13 protein-coding genes are annotated in these 20502 nt (G+C 53.5%); 12 read left to right on the top strand and 1 reads right to left on the bottom strand.

Translation table 11 applies throughout. The features are described 5' to 3' along the window. Positions 1-150: 150 nt before the first annotated feature. The gene (tal, locus tag Q399_RS0112875) at positions 151-1098 is read right to left on the bottom strand and encodes a transaldolase (protein WP_031569065.1); all 948 of its coding nucleotides are present in this window, start codon (positions 1096-1098) and stop codon (positions 151-153) included. Between the two features lie 240 nt (positions 1099-1338). Here tal and Q399_RS0112870 point away from each other — a divergent pair, with 240 nt between their 5' ends. The 12 genes from Q399_RS0112870 to Q399_RS0112810 all read left to right on the top strand — a co-directional run bounded on the left by Q399_RS0112870 (position 1339) and on the right by Q399_RS0112810 (position 20486). Next, positions 1339-3009, top strand: coding sequence for a ribulokinase (locus Q399_RS0112870; protein WP_031569063.1), 1671 nt, complete (start codon positions 1339-1341; stop codon positions 3007-3009). Continuing rightward, entirely contained in the window at positions 3006-3698 is a 693-nt protein-coding gene (locus Q399_RS0112865) for an L-ribulose-5-phosphate 4-epimerase (protein ID WP_031569061.1), read from the top strand. Before Q399_RS0112870 ends, Q399_RS0112865 begins: the two co-directional genes overlap by 4 nt. A 28-nt stretch (positions 3699-3726) precedes the next feature. Further along, a complete protein-coding gene (araA, locus tag Q399_RS0112860) occupies positions 3727-5223 on the top strand; it encodes an L-arabinose isomerase (RefSeq protein WP_031569060.1) in 1497 nt (498 codons plus the stop codon). 89 nt (positions 5224-5312) lie between these two features. Next, positions 5313-5897, top strand: coding sequence for an HAD family hydrolase (locus Q399_RS0112855; RefSeq protein ID WP_031569058.1), 585 nt, complete (start codon positions 5313-5315; stop codon positions 5895-5897). Between the two features lie 253 nt (positions 5898-6150). Continuing rightward, positions 6151-7221 (top strand): aldose epimerase family protein, encoded by a 1071-nt coding sequence (locus Q399_RS0112845; RefSeq protein WP_037046116.1) that lies wholly within the window; start codon positions 6151-6153, stop codon positions 7219-7221. 3 nt (positions 7222-7224) lie between these two features. Beyond that, positions 7225-9069, top strand: coding sequence for a family 43 glycosylhydrolase (locus tag Q399_RS0112840; RefSeq protein ID WP_031569054.1), 1845 nt, complete (start codon positions 7225-7227; stop codon positions 9067-9069). A gap of 459 nt (positions 9070-9528) precedes the next feature. Beyond that, positions 9529-10185 (top strand): hypothetical protein, encoded by a 657-nt coding sequence (locus Q399_RS22030; protein ID WP_031569052.1) that lies wholly within the window; start codon positions 9529-9531, stop codon positions 10183-10185. Next, positions 10178-13735 carry a LamG-like jellyroll fold domain-containing protein gene (locus Q399_RS0112830; protein WP_031569050.1) on the top strand — a complete coding sequence of 1186 codons (3558 nt, stop codon included), beginning with the start codon at positions 10178-10180 and terminating at the stop codon, positions 13733-13735. Before Q399_RS22030 ends, Q399_RS0112830 begins: the two co-directional genes overlap by 8 nt. A 93-nt stretch (positions 13736-13828) precedes the next feature. Beyond that, the gene (locus Q399_RS0112825; protein WP_031569048.1) at positions 13829-14791 is read left to right on the top strand and encodes a glycoside hydrolase family 43 protein; all 963 of its coding nucleotides are present in this window, start codon (positions 13829-13831) and stop codon (positions 14789-14791) included. Positions 14792-15047: 256 nt separating this feature from the next. Continuing rightward, entirely contained in the window at positions 15048-17888 is a 2841-nt protein-coding gene (locus Q399_RS0112820; RefSeq protein ID WP_031569045.1) for a TonB-dependent receptor, read from the top strand. Positions 17889-18112: 224 nt separating this feature from the next. Next, positions 18113-19519 (top strand): MFS transporter, encoded by a 1407-nt coding sequence (locus tag Q399_RS0112815; protein WP_051685962.1) that lies wholly within the window; start codon positions 18113-18115, stop codon positions 19517-19519. Further along, on the top strand, positions 19512-20486 hold the full coding sequence (locus Q399_RS0112810; protein WP_211253319.1) for a glycoside hydrolase family 43 protein: 975 nt from the start codon (positions 19512-19514) through the stop codon (positions 20484-20486). The genes Q399_RS0112815 and Q399_RS0112810 overlap by 8 nt, the downstream gene beginning before the upstream one ends. The last annotated feature ends 16 nt before the right edge of the window (positions 20487-20502 follow it).

Genomic DNA, 20502 nt, shown 5'->3' with positions numbered 1-20502 from the left:
TTTGGTTACTTTCTTTTGCTGAAACAAAAGAAAGTGACTCACCGTTAGGTGAACTCTCTGCTAGACGGAATAGCCGTAACGGCAAAAACGATTACTAAAACAAAGCCGCCCGCAGGGCAAAGCCTGCGCAGCGACACGCCAAGCCTAGCATCAAAGCCCCCGCAAAATATCCTCCAGCTTCTGCTGATCAGCAGCAAACTGGCGGATGCCTTCCTGCAGTTTGTCGCTGGCCATCTGGTCTTCCAGCATCTGCCAGCGGAACTGGGCTTCGGTCAGCGTTGAAGGCATAGCTGCGGCCGGGACGTCGGCATGTAAACGACGTGGCACCGGGCCTGTGCTGTCGGCGAGTTCCTGCAGTAATGCCGGGCTGATGGTCAGGCGATCGCAGCCGGCCAGCTGGCGAATTTCTTCACTGTTGCGAAAACTCGCACCCATCACAATAGTCGGATAACGATGCGTTTTAAAATACTGATACACACGGCGGACAAACTGAACGCCCGGGTCTTGTTCGCCGCTGAAATCCTGCTGCGGCTGCTGTTTTTTGTACCAGTCGAGGATCCGACCCACAAAAGGCGAGATTAAATAACTACCTGCCTCAGCACAGGCACGGGCCTGGGCAAAACTGAAGATCAGCGTCAGATTACAGCGCACACCCTGTTGCTCCAGCACGCGCGCGGCCTGAATCCCTTCCCAGGTGGCGGCGATTTTTATCAGCACCCGCTGGGTGTCCGAACCTTGTGCCTGATACAGCTCCAGCAGCTGATGGGCTTTTTCAATAGTCGCCATCGTATCAAACGACAGGCGGGCGTCGACTTCGGTCGAGACATAACCCGGGACCTGCGCCATCAGCTGCTGACCGATTAATACCGCCAGTTTGTCGGCGGCCAGACTGATGCGGGCATCGTCTGTGGTACGGCTGGCTGCCCACTGCAGCGCTTCTGCAGCCAGATGGCGGTACTGCGCCTGCTCGATGGTTTTTAAAATCAGCGACGGATTAGTCGTCGCGTCTTGTGGCTGATACAACTTGATAGCAGCAAAATCGCCGGTGTCGGCCACGACAGTCGTGAACTGCTTTAACTGGCTTAATTGGTCTGACATAAATCCCTCATTTATCATATTTAATTGTAAAAAAATGGCCTGAATTGGTGTTGATACCCCTGCTGGATTCCAGAAGGGGATGCGACGTTTATCGATAAAATCCTTAAAAGACAGCCGCCTTAACGAAAAACATCAGTGTAAATCAAAATATATTTTTATATGATCTTTACAGCTCTCAAATGGTGATATTATCATACAATTAATTTGTAATGATGTCGATGCAAAGCGAGAAAGGTACTTATGTCGTTTTATGTCATTGGAATTGATTATGGTTCGGACTCAGTCCGGGCCTTGCTGGTGGATACCGCCAGTGGCCAGGAGCTGGCCAGCGCCGTGGTGAACTATCCACGCTGGAGTCAGGGTTTGTATTGTGAGCCGGGCCGTGACCAGTTCCGTCAGCATCCGCAGGATTACCTCGACGCGCTGGAACAAGTGCTGCAGTTATTGTGGCAACAAGCGCCGGCGGGCAGCGCCAACAAAGTGGTGGGCTTGAGTGTCGACACCACAGGTTCAACGCCGGTGGCGATCAACAGCGCCGGCGTGCCGTTGGCACTGTTGCCGGAATTTGCCGACAACCCCAATGCGATGTTTGTGCTGTGGAAAGACCATACCGCGCTGGCAGAAGCCGCCGAAATCACTGCAGCCGCCAATAGCTATGCGGCGCGGGGTGCCGGGCCGAATTATCTGCAGTTTATCGGTGGCATTTATTCCTCTGAATGGTATTGGGCCAAAGCCCTGCATGTGCTGCGGCAGGACCCTCAAGTACGCGCGGCCGCTTACAGCTTTGTTGAACACTGCGACTGGATCACTGCGGTGTTGACCAATACCACGGCACCGGCCGATTTTTACCTCGGCCGCTGTGCTGCCGGTCACAAAATGATGTGGCATCAAAGCTGGGGCGGTTTTCCACCAGAGGCGTTTTTTGCCGGCATCGACCCGTTACTGGCTGGTTTTGCTGAAAGGCTGAACGCCGATACCCGCACTTCTGATCAGGCCGCCGGTCGTTTGTGTGCCGAATGGGCGCAGCGTTTAGGCTTGCCGCGTGGTATTGCCATTGGTTATGGCGCATTTGACTGCCATATGGGTGCAGTCGCTGCCAATGTGCGGCCCGGTGTCTTGACCAAAGTGATGGGCACTTCGACTTGCGATATCACGGTCGCAAGCCCAGACCTTTTGGCAGACAAACCGGTGCGTGGCATCTGTGGTCAGGTCGATGGCTCAGTGTTACCGGGCATGATTGGCCTGGAAGCGGGTCAGTCGGCCTTCGGCGATTTATACGCCTGGTTTCGCGACTTGTTAAGTTTCCCGTTGCAGCTGCTTGGTCAGCAATTACCCCCCGCAGCGCTGGCAGAATTAGAAGTGCAGATTATTCCGGCTTTGTCGCGTGAAGCGGCGAAACTGAACCCGGGCCAGACCGGCATCACGGCGCTTGATTGGGTGAATGGCCGGCGTACGCCGGATGCCAGTCAACGGGTGGCGATGGCGATTAGCGGCCTGAAAATGGGCAGCCAGGCGCCACAGATTTTCCGCGCTTTAGTCGAGGCCACGGCTTTTGGTTCACGCGCTATTACTGAGCGTTTCCGCGAGCAGGGCGTGCCGGTGGATTCGGTGGTGGTGATTGGTGGCATTTCGAAAAAATCGCCTCTGGTGATGCAGATTTGTGCTGACGTCTGGAACTGCGATATCGCCGTGCTCGACAGCGAACAAAGCTGTGCCTTAGGCGCCGCCATTTTTGCTGCGGTTGCGGCTGGTGTGTTCCCGACTGTGGCGGCGGCACAGGCGGTAATGGCGTCGCCGGTATGCCAGACCTACAGCCCCAATGCGGCCCATGCCGCAATCTATGACGGTTTATATCAACAATATCAGCAGCTTGGTGCCTTTGTGGATGCAAAAGCACAGGAGGGGCTATGAGCTACACCGAGTTAAAACGTGAAGTGTTTGAAGCCAACTTAGAGCTGCAAAAGCGCGGACTGGTGATTTACACCTTCGGCAATGTGTCGCAAATCGACCGCGCCAAAGGCGTGATTGCGATTAAACCAAGCGGCGTGGCGTATGAAGATATGCGTGCCGAAGACATGGTCATTGTTGATTTGGACAACCAGATAGTCGAGGGCCGTTTACGTCCGTCGTCCGACACGAAAACGCATACCCATTTATATCGGCATTTTAATGACATTGGTGGTGTCACCCATACCCATTCTACTTATGCCACTGCCTGGGCACAGGCCAAGTTGCCCATTCCGTGCCTCGGTACTACTCATGCCGATTTTGTTTATGGCGCCGTGCCTTGCACCGGTGAGATGAGCATGGAACAAGTGGCGCGGGATTATGAAGAAGAAACCGGCGTGCAAATCGTGCGCGCTTTCGCCGAACTGGACCCGCTGGCGGCACCTATGGTGGTGGTCGCCGGACATGCGCCTTTTACCTGGGGTAAAGATGCAGCGAAATCCGTCTATCACGCAGTGATCCTCGAGGAAATTGCGCGGATGGCTTATTTAACCCGCACCCTGGCGCCGCAGGGCGACCTGTTAGCCAAAGCGGTGATGGACAAACATTATTTCCGTAAACACGGCAAAAACGCTTATTACGGTCAGGCCTGAGCCGGCCGCAGCCAAGAGGAATTGAACGATGAAAAGTACCAAAGAAGTCTGGTTTGTTACCGGTTCTCAACACTTATACGGCCCGAAGGTGCTGCAAACAGTAGCGCAGGACAGCGAAATTATCGTGGCAGGTCTTAATCAAAGCGGCAAATTGCCGGTGCAACTGGTGGTGAAACCGACGGTAAAAAGCCCGGAAGAGATTTTCGCCGTTTGCCAGCAGGCCAATGCTAATCCGGATTGCGTCGGGCTGGTGCTGTGGATGCATACCTTTTCGCCGGCCAAAATGTGGATAGCCGGCCTCAATGAGCTGCGTAAGCCATTCCTGCATTTGCACACCCAGTTTAATGCTGAGCTGCCGTGGGCAGAGATCAACATGAACTACATGAACACCCACCAAAGTGCGCATGGTTGCCGCGAGTTTGGTTTTATCGGCACCCGGATGCGTAAAGAGCGCAAAGTGGTGGTCGGTCACTGGCAAAACCCAACAGTGGTGCAGGAGCTGGATGACTGGTGCCGCGCCGCATTGGGCTGGGCCGAAAGCCGCTCATTAAAAATCGCCCGTTTTGGCGACAATATGCGTCAGGTCGCAGTGACCGAAGGCGACAAAGTCGCCGCACAAATTCAGTTTGGTTACGAAGTGCATGCTTATAGCCTGGCCGATTTGGTGGCTGTGGTGGATGCGGTTTCTGATGCCGACATCATCAGTCAGCTGGATTTATACCGGCAGGATTACGACATTGCGCCGGCTGTATTTAGCGATGACTACGCGTTGCAGATGCTGAAAAACGAAGCGCGGCTTGAGCTTGGCATGCGCACATTCCTCGATAAAGGCGGTTTTAAAGCCTTTACCAACTGTTTTGAAAACCTGGCGGGTTTGACTGGTTTACCTGGTCTCGCCACCCAGCGACTGATGGCGCAGGGCTATGGCTACGGCGCTGAAGGCGACTGGAAAACCTCGGCCATGGTGCGCATCATGAAAGTGATGGGCCAGGGCCGCGCCGGTGGTTGTTCGTTTATGGAAGACTACACCTATAACTTCGGCAGCCGCGACCAGGTGCTCGGCGCGCACATGCTGGAAGTGTGCCCGTCAATTGCGGCTGCCAAGCCACGCCTTGAAGTGCATCGCCACACTATTGGTGTGAAATGTGACGTAGCGCGTTTGCTGTTTAGCGCTGCGCCAGGCCCGGCCATTAACGTGTCGCCAATTGATTTGGGCAACAGATTCCGCATTTTGATCAATGAAGTCGATACTGTGGTACCACCGGCCGGTACGCCAGAGTTGCCAGTGGCGTCAGCTTTATGGGAACCTAAGCCAAACTTAAGCGTGGCAGCGGCGGCCTGGATCCACGCCGGTGGCGCGCACCACACAGTGTTCAGCCAGGCCGTGACCACCGACATGGTGGTGGATTTTGCTGAAATGGCTGGTGTGGAGACAGTGATCATCGATGATGCCACCAATATCCGGCAGCTGAAAAACGAACTGCGCCAGAGCTCAGCTTATTATTTCCTGAAACAAGGGCTGTAAGTAGTCGCGGCGTTGCCGCTGCGCTCTGATCAACAACAACAGGCCTGCGGGCCTGTTGTTTTTTGTACGAACACAATCACGGAGTACCGATGCTGGATCTATCCGCTTATCACGCCATCGTTTTTGATATGGATGGCACTTTAATCGATTCGATGGGCAGCCATGGCGTGGCCTGGCGCCAGACGTGTGAGCGCTACGGTTATCCGTTTGACCCTGTGTACATGCATAGCCTCGGCGGCGTGCCGACCGATCAGACCGTGGTGTTGCTGAATGAAAAATATGGCTTCTCGCATGATGTCGAAGAAGTTGCCAGGGTCAAACGCGAACTATGGGAGCAGCTGGATGAAGTGCCGCAGCTGATCCCTGCCACTGTCGCAGTGCTGAAACATTATCGTGGCCGGTTAAAAATCGGTATTGGCACCGGCGCCGACCGCGGCCATGCACTGAAAATGCTGGCAGAGACTGGTCTGCTTGAGCTGGTGGAGACTGTCGTAACCGCCACTGATGTGGTACACGGCAAACCGCATCCGGAAACCTTTTTAACAGTCGCAGCGCAACTTGGCGTGGCGCCGCAGCATTGTGTGGTGTTTGAAGATACAGCGATTGGCCAGCAAGCCGCTGCGGCCGCCGGGATGGACTGCATTCTGGTGCAAAACGGCGAACTACAGATTTAAACCACAAAAGCACTTGTCTTAGATTGGTTAATTGTATTATAAAACTACAATAAAGAAATAACCAATCCGACAAGGTGTGATCATGACAATATTCCCGCGCTGGATCAGAAAACCATCGCCGCTGCTGCTTTGTGTCTGTGTGTGTCTGCCGCTCAGCGGTTGCGGACCTGCACCGACACAGACAGGCACACAGCCGCAAGCGCAAACCGCCACTCCGGTACTCTCTCAATCATCCAGTCAGGACGCTCAACCTATGCAGCCAACAGTCAGTGAACAGCCATTTGGTACTTTAGCCGACGGTCGTGCGGTGCAGTTATACCGTTTAAAAAACGCTAACGGCATCGAGCTGGATGTGACCAATTACGGCGGCATTATCACGCGGCTGGTGACGCCAGATGTCAAAGGTCAAAGTGCTGATATTGTATTGGGCTACGACAACCTGCAGCAGTATGTCGACAACAACCCGTATTTTGGCGCCATTATCGGCCGTTATGGCAATCGCATTGCCGGTGGCAAATTCGCTTTAAACGGTACCAGCTATCAGCTCGACACCAATGACGGCGCCAACCATTTACACGGCGGGGTGCAGGGGTTTGATAAAAAGCTCTGGACTGCAAAAAGCTTCACACAGCCTGACGGCGTTGGTGTCGTACTGAGCCTGCTCAGTCCGGACGGGGATCAGGGTTATCCGGGCAATCTCAGCGTGGAAGTGACCTACCTGCTGACCAACAGCAATGAACTGCAGATGACTTTCCAGGCCACTACCGACAAAACCACAGTGGTGAATCTGACGCAGCACAGTTATTTTAACCTCGCTGGTGGCGGCGATATTTTAAATCACGAACTGACTATTCCGGCAGCGCAAATTACACCAGTCGGCGCAGGCCTGATCCCTACCGGGCAGCTGCAGGAAGTGGCAGGAACACCTTTTGATTTTCGCACCGCCAAAGCCATCGGCCGCGATATCGCAGCAGACGATGCCCAGCTGAAATTAGGCCTGGGTTATGACCATAACTTTGTATTAAAAACCACGCCAGATAAAAACCTGGTGCTGGCGGGCCGTGTATTGGAGCCTGCCAGTGGCCGCGTGCTGGAAGTGCTGACGGATGACATCGCCGTGCAGTTTTATTCCGGCAATTTCCTCGATGGCACCATCAAAGGCAAAGGCCAGACTTACGGTCATCGCAGTGGTTTTTGTTTAGAGCCGCAGCATTTCCCTGATGCGCCAAACCAGCCGGGCTTTGCCTCGACAGTGTTAGAGCCGGGCCAGACTTATCACAGTCGTATTGTTTACCGGTTTAGCACGCAGCCTGCGAAGGAATAACAGATGAACAAACTGCACAAGAACAAGCTCATCATCAGCGTACTGAGCACGCTACTCAGTTTGCCCCTGTTGGTGAATGCTGCAGCACAGCCTGCGGGGCAAAAACAGGTGCCCGCAGCAGAGGGCGCTTTTACCAATCCATTGTTTGAAAACGGCGCTGACCCCTGGCTGGAATATTTTGACGGCAATTATTATCTGACCACCACCACCTGGACCTCTCAGCTGGTGATGCGTAAATCCCCAACGCTGGCAGGACTTGCGACCGCAACGCCGGTCTATGTCTGGTCGGATGCTGACCCTAAACGCTGCTGTAACTTCTGGGCTTTTGAGTTTCATCGTTTAAAAGGCCCGAACGGTTACCGCTGGTATCTGATGTATACCGCAGGCCAGGATGGCACTTTAGATCACCAGCATCTGAATGTGCTGGAGAGTGCCGGCGACGATCCGATGGGGCCTTATCAATACAAAGCCGCGATGATGCCGGACAGCTGGAACATCGACGGCAGTTATCTGCAGCACAATGGCAAACTCTACCTGCTGTATTCACAGTGGCAGGGTGACGAGCAGCTCAATCTGATTGCGCAGATGGACAACCCCTGGACTTTGACGCCCGGCAAGCCACATCAGGTGTTAACCCGGCCTGTGCTGGGCTGGGAAACCAGTGGCCGCAAAGTCACCGAGGGCGCTGCTGCGCTGCAGTATCAGGGACGTACTTTTGTCACTTATTCCGCCAGTTTCTGCGATACACCGGATTACAAACTCGGGCTGATGGAGCTGATTGGCGATGATGCGCTCAATCCCGCGCACTGGAAAAAACACGACAAGCCGGTGTTTAGCCGCACAGAGCAAGTGTTTGGCCCGGGCCACAACGGCTTTTTTAAATCGCCGGATGGCAAAGAACATTGGCTGATTTACCACGGCAATGACAAAGCCAGTCAGGGCTGCGGCGCAACGCGTTCATTACGGGCGCAAAAATTCAGTTTTGACAGCGCAGGCTTGCCGGTATTTGGTGAACCGCTGGCTCCCGGTGTCCAGGTGGCACGGCCGTCCGGTGAACAAGGTCCGCGCATTGGCAAAGTGCAGGGCCTGGTCTATAAGCTGCGTGATAAAAACTCAGGCCAGTGTTTGGCAGTGGACAAAACAGGCCAGCCACAGCTGAGTGACTGTGCGAAGGCCAGTCGTTGGCAACCGGATGCAATGGCGACTAATGCCGTGCGTTTGCTGGACCAAAGTTCCGGCCAGGTGCTGGCTGTTGACAAGCTGCAGCCGTGGCGCGACGAAAGCAGTCAGCAGTGGCAACTGAACGCGGCGGGCGATGGCTGGTTGACTGTATCGAATCTGGCTCAGAACCAGCCACTGAGTTGTAGCAACGGCAAAACCGCTTGTGGCCCCTGGCAGCTGGTGCCACAAGGCACTTTTGCGCTGGTCAGTCAGCAATCCGGCAAGGTACTGAGTGCCGGTTGTGACAGCAAAACCTCAGTCACACAACAAGGCTGGCGTGACGCTGCTTGTCAGCAATGGCAGGCGGTGCAGGCACCACAACGCAAAGACAGCGCTGGGGTTGACGGCAGTATTTTGTTGAAATCAAGCCAAACCCCTGAAGCCTGTCTGGCGGTGCAAGGCGATGCCATAGTGCCGGGCGCAGCGCTCACGCCAAGCAGCTGTGATGCAAAAACTGCCCGTTGGCAACTGACACCACAGCCCGGCGGTGGCGTGGTGCTGACTAACAGCTACAGCAAGCAGGTGATGGATCTGGCGCATTGTGGCCTGGCCGATGGCACCGCCTTGGCGCAAGCGCCTGCTAATGGCAGTGTTTGTCAGATTTTCCATCCGCGGGCGGTGAAATGACACCTGATAAGGTGTTTGCCGATTAAGTAAGTTGGCACGCCATTACATAAAAAAATTTACGGCGGCGCTCTGCTTGCCGGTACCTACGTGTGTGTCTGGAGCGTAGGTATCGGCGAGCAAAGCGCGCTGGGCGTCACACGCCGTACGATCAATATCCCATTCCCAACACATCCACCGCATTAACCACAAAATTTCCCTATTTCCGCTCTTTACAGCCCCTTACCTTTAGTTTATTAATATTGTAATACAATATTGCATTTGGCGTGTAGGCGCCCGCACTGACGTCCTCCGGCCTTGTATTCCTCTGCCCGCTGCAACGCGCGGGCAATGCTGTGTGGCCCCGTGACTTCAGACCCGCAGTTTTCACGTCTGTGATCCGTCACAGGCAGAGGAGCAAGCCTGCAGCTGCAGGCTGACAACAAGGCCACCGCCCGAACGGTGGCGTAACAGGAGAAGACGATGAAGAAGACACTCCGGCAGTGTCTGTTGCCAGTTTTGCTCGGATGTTCCGGCATGGCACAGGCAGGCCTGCTCAACCCGGATTTCAGTCAGGGTTTTCAGCATTGGCAAGCAGCAGTTAGTTGGACTGATCAGCAAAGCGGTAGCGACGCAACTGACAGTGGTGAACTGTTTGGCGCTTATCCGGCAGCATTTAGTTTGTCTGGCAGCAATGTGACTTTGACTACTGCACTTCAGGCACAGCGCGAGTTATGGAGCCTGCTGATGTATCAGGACTTACAACTGGACGCTGTGGGCCCCGGTAAAGCTTTGTGGCTGCAGTTTAATCTCAAAGCTTTGCTCAGTAGCAGCGCTGATTTTTATTTTGCCCAGCTGCGTGATTTAGACACAAACGATGTATTGGATTTATCCGCCGGTGGCCGTTTTAACCTGACCAGCTGGATTGGCCGTAATCTGACGCTGGAATTTGGTGTGCAGGACAATGATTTTGTGCTCGGCGACAGTCTGACCTTGAGTCAGTTGCAGCTGGAAAGCCGTGATGTGCCGGCGCCGGCCAGCCTGTTGTTATTGTGCGCCGGTTTGTTGCTGTTGCCACGTGCTGGCACAGGTCGCGTTGGTACAGACCGCGCCGCCACAGGAGCGCAGCATCATGGCTAAACATGTGTTTTCATTGCTGTTGCTCTGTGTAGCTCCGGTGCTGTGGTGCAGCGCCGTTGCTGCTGAGTGGCAACAGCTGACTGGCGCAACCGTGCAGAAGGGTGCGCGGGTGACGGTGCGTAACGTCGGCTATTACACCGACAACAAGATTCTGCAGGCACCAGCCCCAACCACCGATCAGCCGCTGCGGCTGGTGATTATGAGCAGCACTTATGCGGTCACCAATGCGCACGGCAAAGACAGTGCCGGCCGGCCTTATTTTGATGTAACCACGCTCAGCACGCCGGTGCGGGTGTATTTTGCCAATAGCCGCGGTGCTTTCAGCTACAGCGCTGCGGTCTTTCAGCAGTTGTCTGACAACAACCTGCCGGACCCGACGCTGCAAACCCCGGTGTCTTATCAAAATGCCACTGTGCATGACCCATCGGTGATCCATCTAACCGACGGTCGTTTTTATGTGTTTGGCTCCCATCTGGCGGTAGCGAAAACAACCGACCTGATGAACTGGCAGCTGGTAGCCGAAGGCGTCAATAATGCCAATCCACTGTTCGCCACTTATCAGACCGAAGCGGCCGAAGGCATCGCCTGGTCGGGTGGCCATGTTGGCTCCTGGGCCTCTGATGTGATCCAACTGGCTGACGGCAAATATTATTTTTACTACAACCACTGCGCTTCGCCGGAAAATGGTGAATGTGATTCGTCGCGCTCGTATTTAGGCGTGGCCGTGTCTGAGAATATCGAAGGGCCTTATCGCAATCTGGGGCTAATGCTGAAAAGCGGCCATCGTGGCAGCGAAAACCCTGGTATAGACGGTAATGTTTACAACGGTAACATCCATCCGAATGCAATAGATCCGGACGTATTTTTTGATAAAACCGGCCGGCTCTGGATGGTATACGGTTCCTATTCCGGCGGTATTTTTGTGCTGGAACTGAACCCGCAAACCGGTTTCGCGCTGCCGGGGCAGGGTTATGGCACCAAGATCATGGGCGGTTATTACAGCGCCATCGAAGGGCCTTTTATGTTCTATAGCCCGGAGTCCGACTACTACTACCTGTTTACCTCATTTGGCGGTTTTGCCCAGAACGACGGCTACAACATGCGCATCGCCCGCGCCCGCACACCACAAGGGCCGTTTCTGGATGCTGAAGGCCGCAATATGCTGGGCGCGTCTGGTGGCTGGTCATCGATTGCACCTTTTGGCGTGAAGTTAATGGGCGGCCATCTGTTTGAGCACAATCCGGGCGACCCGGGTTCGGACCATGGTTATATGGCGCCTGGCCACAATTCTGCCTATTACGATGCTACTACCAAACAGCATTTTGTCATCTTCCACACCCGCTTCCCGGATAAAGGCGAAGGCCATGAAATTCGTGTGCATCAGCTGTTTGTGAATGCCGACGGCTGGCTGGTGGCCTCGCCACACCGCTACGCACCGGTGCAGGGCGCAAATCTGGTGGATAAAACTGATGTGCTCGGCACTTATCAGTTTATCAACCACGGCAAAGATATTAACCGCACACCACATCGCTCGGTCTATCTGACGTTAAACGCCGACGGCAGTATCAGTGGTGATGTCAGCGGTAGTTATTCGCTTGGCGACAAACAACAAATCACGCTGAATATCACCGGCATGGGTAGCTTTAACGGCGTACGGTCCTGGCAATATAACGACAACACCACACAGCTGGTGCCCACGTTCACGGCGTTATCCGCCAAAGGCGAAGCGGTGTGGGGCAGCAGGTTGCCAGTGTTAAGCGCCGCCGATTTAGTGCAGCAAACGCTGAATAGCCTGAGTGTACCGGCCGAGACGGTCACAGACTTGCCGTTGGCCAGCCGTGGCGCCCAGGGCGCAACTATTCAGTGGAGCTCGTCTTTGCCAGAGGTGATTGCGGCAAACGGTAAAGTCGAGCCTCCGGCGGCAGGCAACGCGGATGCCACAGTGGAACTGACGGCAACAGTGACGTTACAAGGCGTCACGCAGCAAAAAACCTTCAGTATCAAAGTCAAAGCCCGCAAAGCCTACAACCGTACCGCGTTGTATCGCTTTGAGCAGAACTTAGCTGACAGCACGGGGTTATTCGGTCAAGGCCGTGCTACCGCCAACAGACCGGACAGCAATGGCGTTGTCAGTTTCACCACTGGCAAAGCCGGACAAGCGCTGCAGCTCAATGGCCAGAATGGTGTGCGCTTACCGGACGGTCTGATCAATAGCCACACATATACCGTGTCGCTGTGGCTGAACCCGGCAGTGTTAACCCAGTTCACGCCGGCATTTTTTGCCGCTGCCAACCCGGATAACTGGCTGAGTCTGGTGCCGCGCAGCTGGGATCAAAACACCATGCTGTGGAGTGGCAGTCAGGTTTGGTTTGACGGCAGCGCCGGTTTGCAAATTCCGGTCAATCAATGGACGCATGTGGCTTTTAGTGTGCAACAAGGCCAGCTCAGTTTGTATATCAACGGTGTACTGAAATTTAGCGGCAGTAATTTCCGTGATTTATTCAGCACAGTGCAAGCGGTGTTTGCACTTGGGGTGAACTACTGGGACATGCCGTTTAATGGTGCCATTGATGAGCTGGCAGTGTATGAAACTGCGTTGTCGGCCGCAGAGGTGAAAGCGCTGGATGTCGACCGGCTGCAAGATGGGCAGTTACTGCAAATTGCCGTCAACAATCTGAATCTTGGGGATATTTCGGCAGTACGCAGCGATTTGACTCTGCCACGAAGCGGCGCTTTTGCCAGTGTGGTGCAGTGGCAATCCTCGGACCTCAGCACCATAGATCTGCAAGGCAAAGTGACACGCCCTGGCCTGACCGAGCCGGACCGGCAAGTCACGCTGACTGCGACTGTGAATCTGAATGGTCTGCAGCAAAACCGTGATTTTGTTGTGACTGTACGCTCGTTGGCGCCGCCAACGCCGTTGGCCAACTTCAATTTTGACCAAAGCAATCTGGCCGATGCTACTGGCCGTTTTAATGCTGGCAGCAGCACTGGAGCTAAGTTGGACCAAGGCGGTGGTGTGTTGAGTTATCAGGCTGGTATCAAAGGTCAGGCGCTGGTATTGAACGGTAGCTCTGGTGTGCGCTTAGCCGATAACCTCATCACCGACCATAGCTACAGCGTGGCGCTCTGGTTGAATCCAGCCCAGCTTACCAATTACACCACGGCCTTTTTCGGTTATGCCAGCTTAAGCAGTTGGGTCAGTCTGGTGCCGCGTGGCCATGGCGGCGTCGGTGAAAACACGATGTTGTGGTCAGGCACCGCCTGGTATGACGCCGGCATTGGCCAACGGGTGCCACTAAACAGCTGGTCACAGCTGGTGTTTGTGGTCAGTGGCGGTGCGGTAAAAATCTACCTGAATGGCCAGGTTGTGTTCAGTGGCACTAACTTCCCGAATGTGTTTGGCGCCAGCGGCACCAAAGGCTTTGGCCTTGGCGTCAACTTCTGGGATACGCCGTTTAAAGGCATGCTGGATGAAGTACAGGTTTATGGCGAAGCCATCAGCGCCGAAGATGTATTGCAGCTTTATCAGCAAAGCATGGTGCCATAACCGCTATCTCATTGGTTTAAAATAGTACAATATGACCGTCGAGCTGCCGCTGTAACGGCAGCCCTGACGGTCAGACGCTTTGAAGGAGTAAAGATGGGTAAATTGAGCAAAAAGGCGTTGGCAGCTTGTTGTATTGCCGCCTTATGGACAGTACCGGCGCTGGCGAAAAATCCGCTGTTTGACGATGTGCTGACCGCAGATCCAGCCGCTTTGGTGCATGGTGACACTGTGTATCTCTACACTGGACATGACGAAGCACCTGATAACAATGGTTTTTTTGTCATGCATGACTGGTTGTTATTCAGCTCTAAAGATATGAAAACCTGGCAGCGGCATGGGCCTGTGCTTAAAGCAACCGACTTCAAATGGGCCAAAGGCGACGCCTGGGCGGCGCATGCGATTGAACGTAACGGCAAGTTCTATTTTTACACCACAGTGCGGCATAAAGACGACAAACCCGGTTTTGCTATTGGCGTCGCAGTAGCAGACAGCCCGCTTGGGCCTTTTAAAGACGCCATCGGCAAAGCGCTGGTCACCAACGACATGACCACTCAGACCAAAAACGATTGGGATGACATAGATCCCGCTATATTTATCGACAAAGACGGTCAGGCTTATCTGTTTTTTGGCAATGTGGTGCCGAAGTACGTCAAGCTCAAAGCCAATATGACTGAACTGGACGGTGAGATAAAAACCATTGATTTAACCGACTTTACTGAAGCGGCCTGGGTACACAGTAAAGGCGATACATATTATTTGTCTTATGCCTGCGGCTTTCCGGAAAAGATCTGTTATGCCACCAGCCGCAGTATTCACGGCCCCTGGCAATATCAGGGTATCCTGAATGAAATTGCCGGTAATTCAGAGACTAACCATCAGTCGATTATCGAATTTCAGGGTAAATCCTACTTTATCTATCACACCGGCGCCGTGCCACCGGCGGAAGGCCGACAGAGCGGCGGGCGTTTTCGCCGCTCGGTGGCGATAGACCCCTTGTATTACAACACCGATGGCACGCTGAAACGCGTGATCATGAGCAGCGAAGGGATCCGCTAAGGCGGATCTTTTCGGTTGTTTATGCGTAAACAGCTGATTTAAATCAAAAAATAAAAGTGTAATGAAGCAGGAACTCTTGTTGACAGTTAAATAATCATACAATAGTATTATAAAACTACAATAAGTTGACAGTGTAGCTTTTGCAGTGATATCTGTGCTGTAAAAGCTGCAAATGGACAAAACAATAAGCCGGAAAAAGTTCGCGCAGTACAGGACTTGAGCGGCACATACACAACACGACGGGAGAAGACGACCCATGTTCAAGCGAAGCCACTTGTCCAGTGCAATACTTTTGGTGCTTTTTGGCCAGGCAGTACAGGCACAGGAAACCGCGAATACCAAAGACCAAAAAACCAGCGCTGAAGATATTGAAGTGATTCAGGTCAAAGGCATCCGCAGCAGTCTGAATAAAGCTTTAGGCGTCAAACGTTTAGAAGAGCAGATTGTCGATGTTATTGTCGCCGAGGATATCGGCAAATTTCCGGATAATAACGTCGTCGAGTCGCTGCAGCGCGTGACCGGCGTTCAGGTCACCAACCGCGGCTCCGGCGAAGTGTCCGGCGTCTCTATCCGTGGTTTAAGTGACATTACCACTACGGTGAATGGCCGCAATATTTTCACCGCCGCCGGCACAGCCGTGGCGTTACAGGACATTCCGGCCAGTTTGTTAAAACAGGTCGATGTGTATAAAACCCGCTCTGCCAGCCAGATTGAAAGCGGCATCGCCGGTCAGATTGACGTAAAAACCCAACGCCCATTTGACTTTGAAGGCTCAAAATTTATCGTCGCCGGCCGTGGTATTTATACCGAACAAAATGAAGAAACGAACCCAACTATCAGTGCTTTAGCGTCAAATCAATGGGCGACCAGTGCCGGGCAGGTTGGTGCTTTGGTTAACTTGTCTTATTCCCGTTTACGTTACCGCGATCAGAGTGTCACAGCCGGCGCTATGGTGCCTTTTATGACCGAAAGCACCACAGCACCATTCACGCCGTTTGAGCGCGTGTGGCCAAATCGCGGCGGTGTCAGCGAAGACCCAATCTGGCAGGCCGGTTTACTGGAAGGTTTACCGTCAGCCGCAGGTTCAACTTTTAATATCAATGGCAAAGCCACCCCTTATATGCTGGGCCGTGATGCTATTTTCCAGAGTGATTACAACGGTGAACGCGAACGCCCGGCTGCCAACCTGTCATTGCAGTTTGCTCCGGATGAAAACTCAGAGTATGTGTTTGAGACTTTCTACAACGGTTATCGCAACGAAGGTTTTAACAGCTTATTTTTCTCCTTCGCCGACTGGTGGGGTGATTATGCCGGCATGACGCCAGCGCAGGCAGCAGCTGCCGGTAACGTGGTGCTGCATCCGGGCACCAACATCGTCAAATCCCGTTCTGTGCTGCATCCTTGGGTCTTTACCAGCGGTGATTTATCGACCGGTAAAACCGACAGCTACCTCTATGCGCTGGGCGGCACCTGGCAGCTGAATGAAGATCTGGCGCTGAAATCGGAAATTGTCTATCAGGACAGCCAATACGACAGCGACTTCTTCGCGATGCGCTTTATCCGGCCTGGTGCCACTTACAAACTCAACGTCGACTTCAACGAACACGGCGGCGTACCGGGCTTTAATTTCGAAGATGACCCGACGACCGCTGCACTTAACGAAGCGGATATGGTCAATCCGGCGTCTTATCTGATTGATGGTATGTACGACAATGCCAACAGCGATCAGGGTGATGCCGTGACTTTCACTTCAGATTTAACTTACAGCCGCAGCGGTCTCTTTACCCGCATTGATACTGGTGTGCGCTACGACAAACGCGGTGCTGAGACTGCGTTCAGCCGGCAGGATCGTTGCTGTGGCGGTGGTGTCAGTGTCGCATCGCTTGAAGGACTGGCCTACACCAACAGTGGATTTATGGATGGTGAAGCCAATGTGCCGCGCAGCTGGACTGTGGCGAATGGCCATGAGATCCGTGGCAACGCCGATAAATACCGGGCGATTTATGGCATGACCAAACTGGGCATGAACCGCTCTTTTGATATCGATTCAACCACCTTGTCAGTGTATTTACAGGGGAAATACGAAACTGAGCTGGCCGGCCGTACGCTGGACGGTGAAGTCGGTTTCCGTTACACCGGTATTGATACCGACTCGATGTTCTATCAGGAAACGGCGCCAGGTGTGCCACAACCGGTGACTGCTGGTGAAAGCAAAACCCGCGCGGTATTGCCAAGCCTGACCGCTCGTTATGAACTGACCGATGATTTACAGGCACGTTTTGCCTACACCGAAACGCTGCGTTATCCGTCGTTTGGCGATTTAAACCCGCTGATTATTTATAACGAAGACGTGACCGGCATCGGCTACGGCACCGCCGGTGGCGGTAATCCGGACCTGAAGCCAACCGAGTCGAAAAACTATGACTTGTCACTGGAATGGTATTTCGCCAAATCCAGCTCGTTATACGGCACCTTGTTCCGCCGTGATGTCGAAGGTTTTGTTGTCGGTTTCCGCCGTGCTGTGACGCATGACAAGTCGGCGACAGATCCAACGCCGTATAAGTTTATCCTGACCCAGCCGTATAACGCGTCAAACGGTGAATTGTCCGGTGCTGAAGTGGGCCTGGTCTGGTTCCCGGAAAATCTGCCGCAGCTGCTGGATGGTTTTGGCGTTCAGGCCAGCTATACCCGCCTGTCGTCGTCGCAGACCACACCGGATACCAACTCGGCCGGCGAAATCACCGGCTACAAAGACACTGATGTCTTTGGCGTGTCGGATTCGTCGTACAGCGTAGTGCTGGCCTATGACAAAGACAAATTAGGCATGCGCTTGTCCTATTCATGGCGTGATGATTTCCTCGCCAACTATGAAGCGGCCCTGTTCGCCAACCCGCTGGAAATGAGGCGTCGGGCTGAAGCCAGCATGGACTTCCAGCTGAGCTACCGCATCAACGATAATGTTGAAGTGACGTTGGACGGCACCAACCTGACCAACGAGCTGTATCAGAGTTATTACGGCAACAATGCCACCACCAATAACTTCGGCACAGCCTTGTACAGCCGTACCTTTGCGCTGGGTGTGCGTTATTCGATGTAACTTTTTTGGAAGTAGCTGTAGACCTGTGTGATCTGTTAGACATTCCTGGTTTGAGCCCCGCCCAAGCGGGGCTTTTTTTAGCCGCAGGGACGACTTATTGGTTGCAGCAATTATCCTACAATATTATCTTGGACGCACAATGATAAGGCAGCCAGATCTGCCAACTGCAGTAACCCGGGTTGCTTGCCAACAGCAGCGCCCGTCAGACAGGGGAGAACGGCGTGATGAGTGGATATAAATTATCGCAGCTGGAAAAAATTGGCTTTGGCGCTGGTGATATGGCGGTCAATGTGGTGATCTCGGCGATGATGCTGATCATCACTTTCTTTTATACCGACGTGTACGGTATGCAGCCAGCGGATATGGCGCTGATGTTACTGGTGGTGCGGGTACTCGATGCCATCACAGATCCACTGATGGGCATGATCACCGACAAATTCAACAGCCGTTGGGGCCGCTACCGGCCGTATTTACTGGTATTTGCCGTGCCTTTTGGCATCTCGGTATTTTTGACTTTCAGTACGCCCGACCTCGATTACAACGCCAAACTGGTGTGGGCCTACAGCACTTATATTTTTGTCACGCTGATGTTTACTGCCGTGACTATTCCGTACATTTCACTGATTGGTGTATTAACCGACGACCCGAAAGAGCGGTTGTCAGCCAATGGTTATCGGTTGTTTTTCGCTAAAATCGCCGCTTTCCTGGTCACCATCATAGTGCCCATTCTGGCCGGTGCAGACTATTGGCAAGGCGACAAAGCGGCCGGCTACCAGGCGGCGATGGGCCTGATGGCGATGCTTGCCGTGATATTTTTCCTGTTTTGTTTTTTCACCACGACAGAGCGACTGGAGCATCAGGTCGACAAACAACCGCTGCGCCAGCAGTTTTCTTTGTTGCTGAAAAATGACCAGTGGCTGGTGCTTTGTGGTGTCTGTGTACTTGGCACTGTCGGTTATGTGGTGCGTGGCTCCGTCGCTTTGTATTACGCCAAATATTATCTCGGCGGTGACACGACGATGCAGTCGTTGTTTTTATCCACTGGTGTCGGCGCAGCGATATTGTCGATGGTGGCGTCGACCTGGATCACCAAAGTGTATTGCAAAGTAAAACTGTTTAAATACAGCCAGATGGCGGTTGGTGCTTTGAGTGTATTGATGTTTGCCTTAGTAAGCCCCGGCGATGTGGTGCTGGCTTTTGTGATGTTTTTCCTGATTTCTTTTGTGGTGGATTTGCATGCGCCGGTGTTCTGGTCGGCTATTGCTGAAGCGGTGGATTATGGTGAACACAAAACCGGGCAGCGTGTAGCCGGCTTGTCGTTTGGTGGTATTTCGTTTTGTCAGAAAGCCGGTATGGGCGTGGCTGGCGCTGTGGTCGGCTGGTTACTTGCTGGTTTTGGTTATCAGCCGGACGTGGCGCAAAGTGAGCTGGCGCTGACCGGCATTGCGCTGATGCTGACGCTGATCCCCGGCGCCTTTCATTATGCGGTGGGTGTGCTGATGCAGCGCTACCACATTACCGACGCCACATACCGCCAGATATTAACCGAATTACAAGTGACGCCTGTGGCGCAGCAAGCTGTCACCGCTTCTTCTACTGCAGTACCAAAAGGAACTCCGACTCATGCCTGATTTTTCCCCGATGAACAGCAACGTGCCGTTAATCGCGCAACGTGCCGACCCGTTTATTTACCGGCATACAGATGGCTTTTATTATTTTACCGCCTCAGTGCCGGCCTATGATGGTATTGAACTGCGCCGTGCCCGGCAGCTGGAAGATTTAGCCAGCGCTGAGGCTGTGATGGTGTGGCGTAAACCGGCAGAAGGGTCTTATTCTGAGCTGATTTGGGCGCCGGAAATTCATTATCATCAGGGCGTCTGGTATGTCTATTTTGCCGCAGCGCCAAGCCGGGCTATTAAAGACAATTTGTTTCAGCATCGGATGTATGTGATTCAAGGCACCGGTGACAATGCCCTGACCGCCGACTGGCAATTTATTGGCCAAATCTACACTGGTATCGATACTTTTTGCCTTGATGCCACCACTTTTTACCATCAGGGCAAACTCTATTATCTGTGGGCGCAAAAGGGCCCGGGTATCACCGGCAACTCGAATTTGTATATCGCCGAAATGGCGTCGCCGGTTGCTATCAAAGGCACGCCGGTATTGCTGACCAAACCTGAACTGGACTGGGAAATTCGTGGCTTTTGGGTTAACGAAGGCCCGGCTGTGCTCAAAGGCCATGGCAAAATTTTTATCAGCTATTCCGCCAGTGCCACTGACGAAAACTATTGTATGGGGCTGCTGTGGGCTGATGAAAATGCCGATGTACTGAACCCGGCCAGCTGGCAGAAATCACCGCAACCGGTGTTTCAGACCGACGCCACTGTGAAAATGTTTGGCCCAGGTCACAACAGCTTTACCACGCTTGCCGATGGCACCGACGTTCTGGTGTACCACTGCCGGCAATACACTGAAATTGAAGGCGATCCGCTGTGGAATCCGGACCGGCATACCTTTGTGAAGACTATCCAATGGGATAAAAACGGTATGCCGCAATTTGGTAAACCAGGAAGCGGGAAACCAAGACAGCGGTAAACCAGCTCAGCCCTAA

The sequence above is a fragment of the Rheinheimera texasensis DSM 17496 genome, assembly GCF_000711985.1.
GTDB classification, from domain to species: domain Bacteria; phylum Pseudomonadota; class Gammaproteobacteria; order Enterobacterales; family Alteromonadaceae; genus Pararheinheimera; species Pararheinheimera texasensis.
This window is presented reverse-complemented; position numbering and strand designations above follow the sequence as displayed.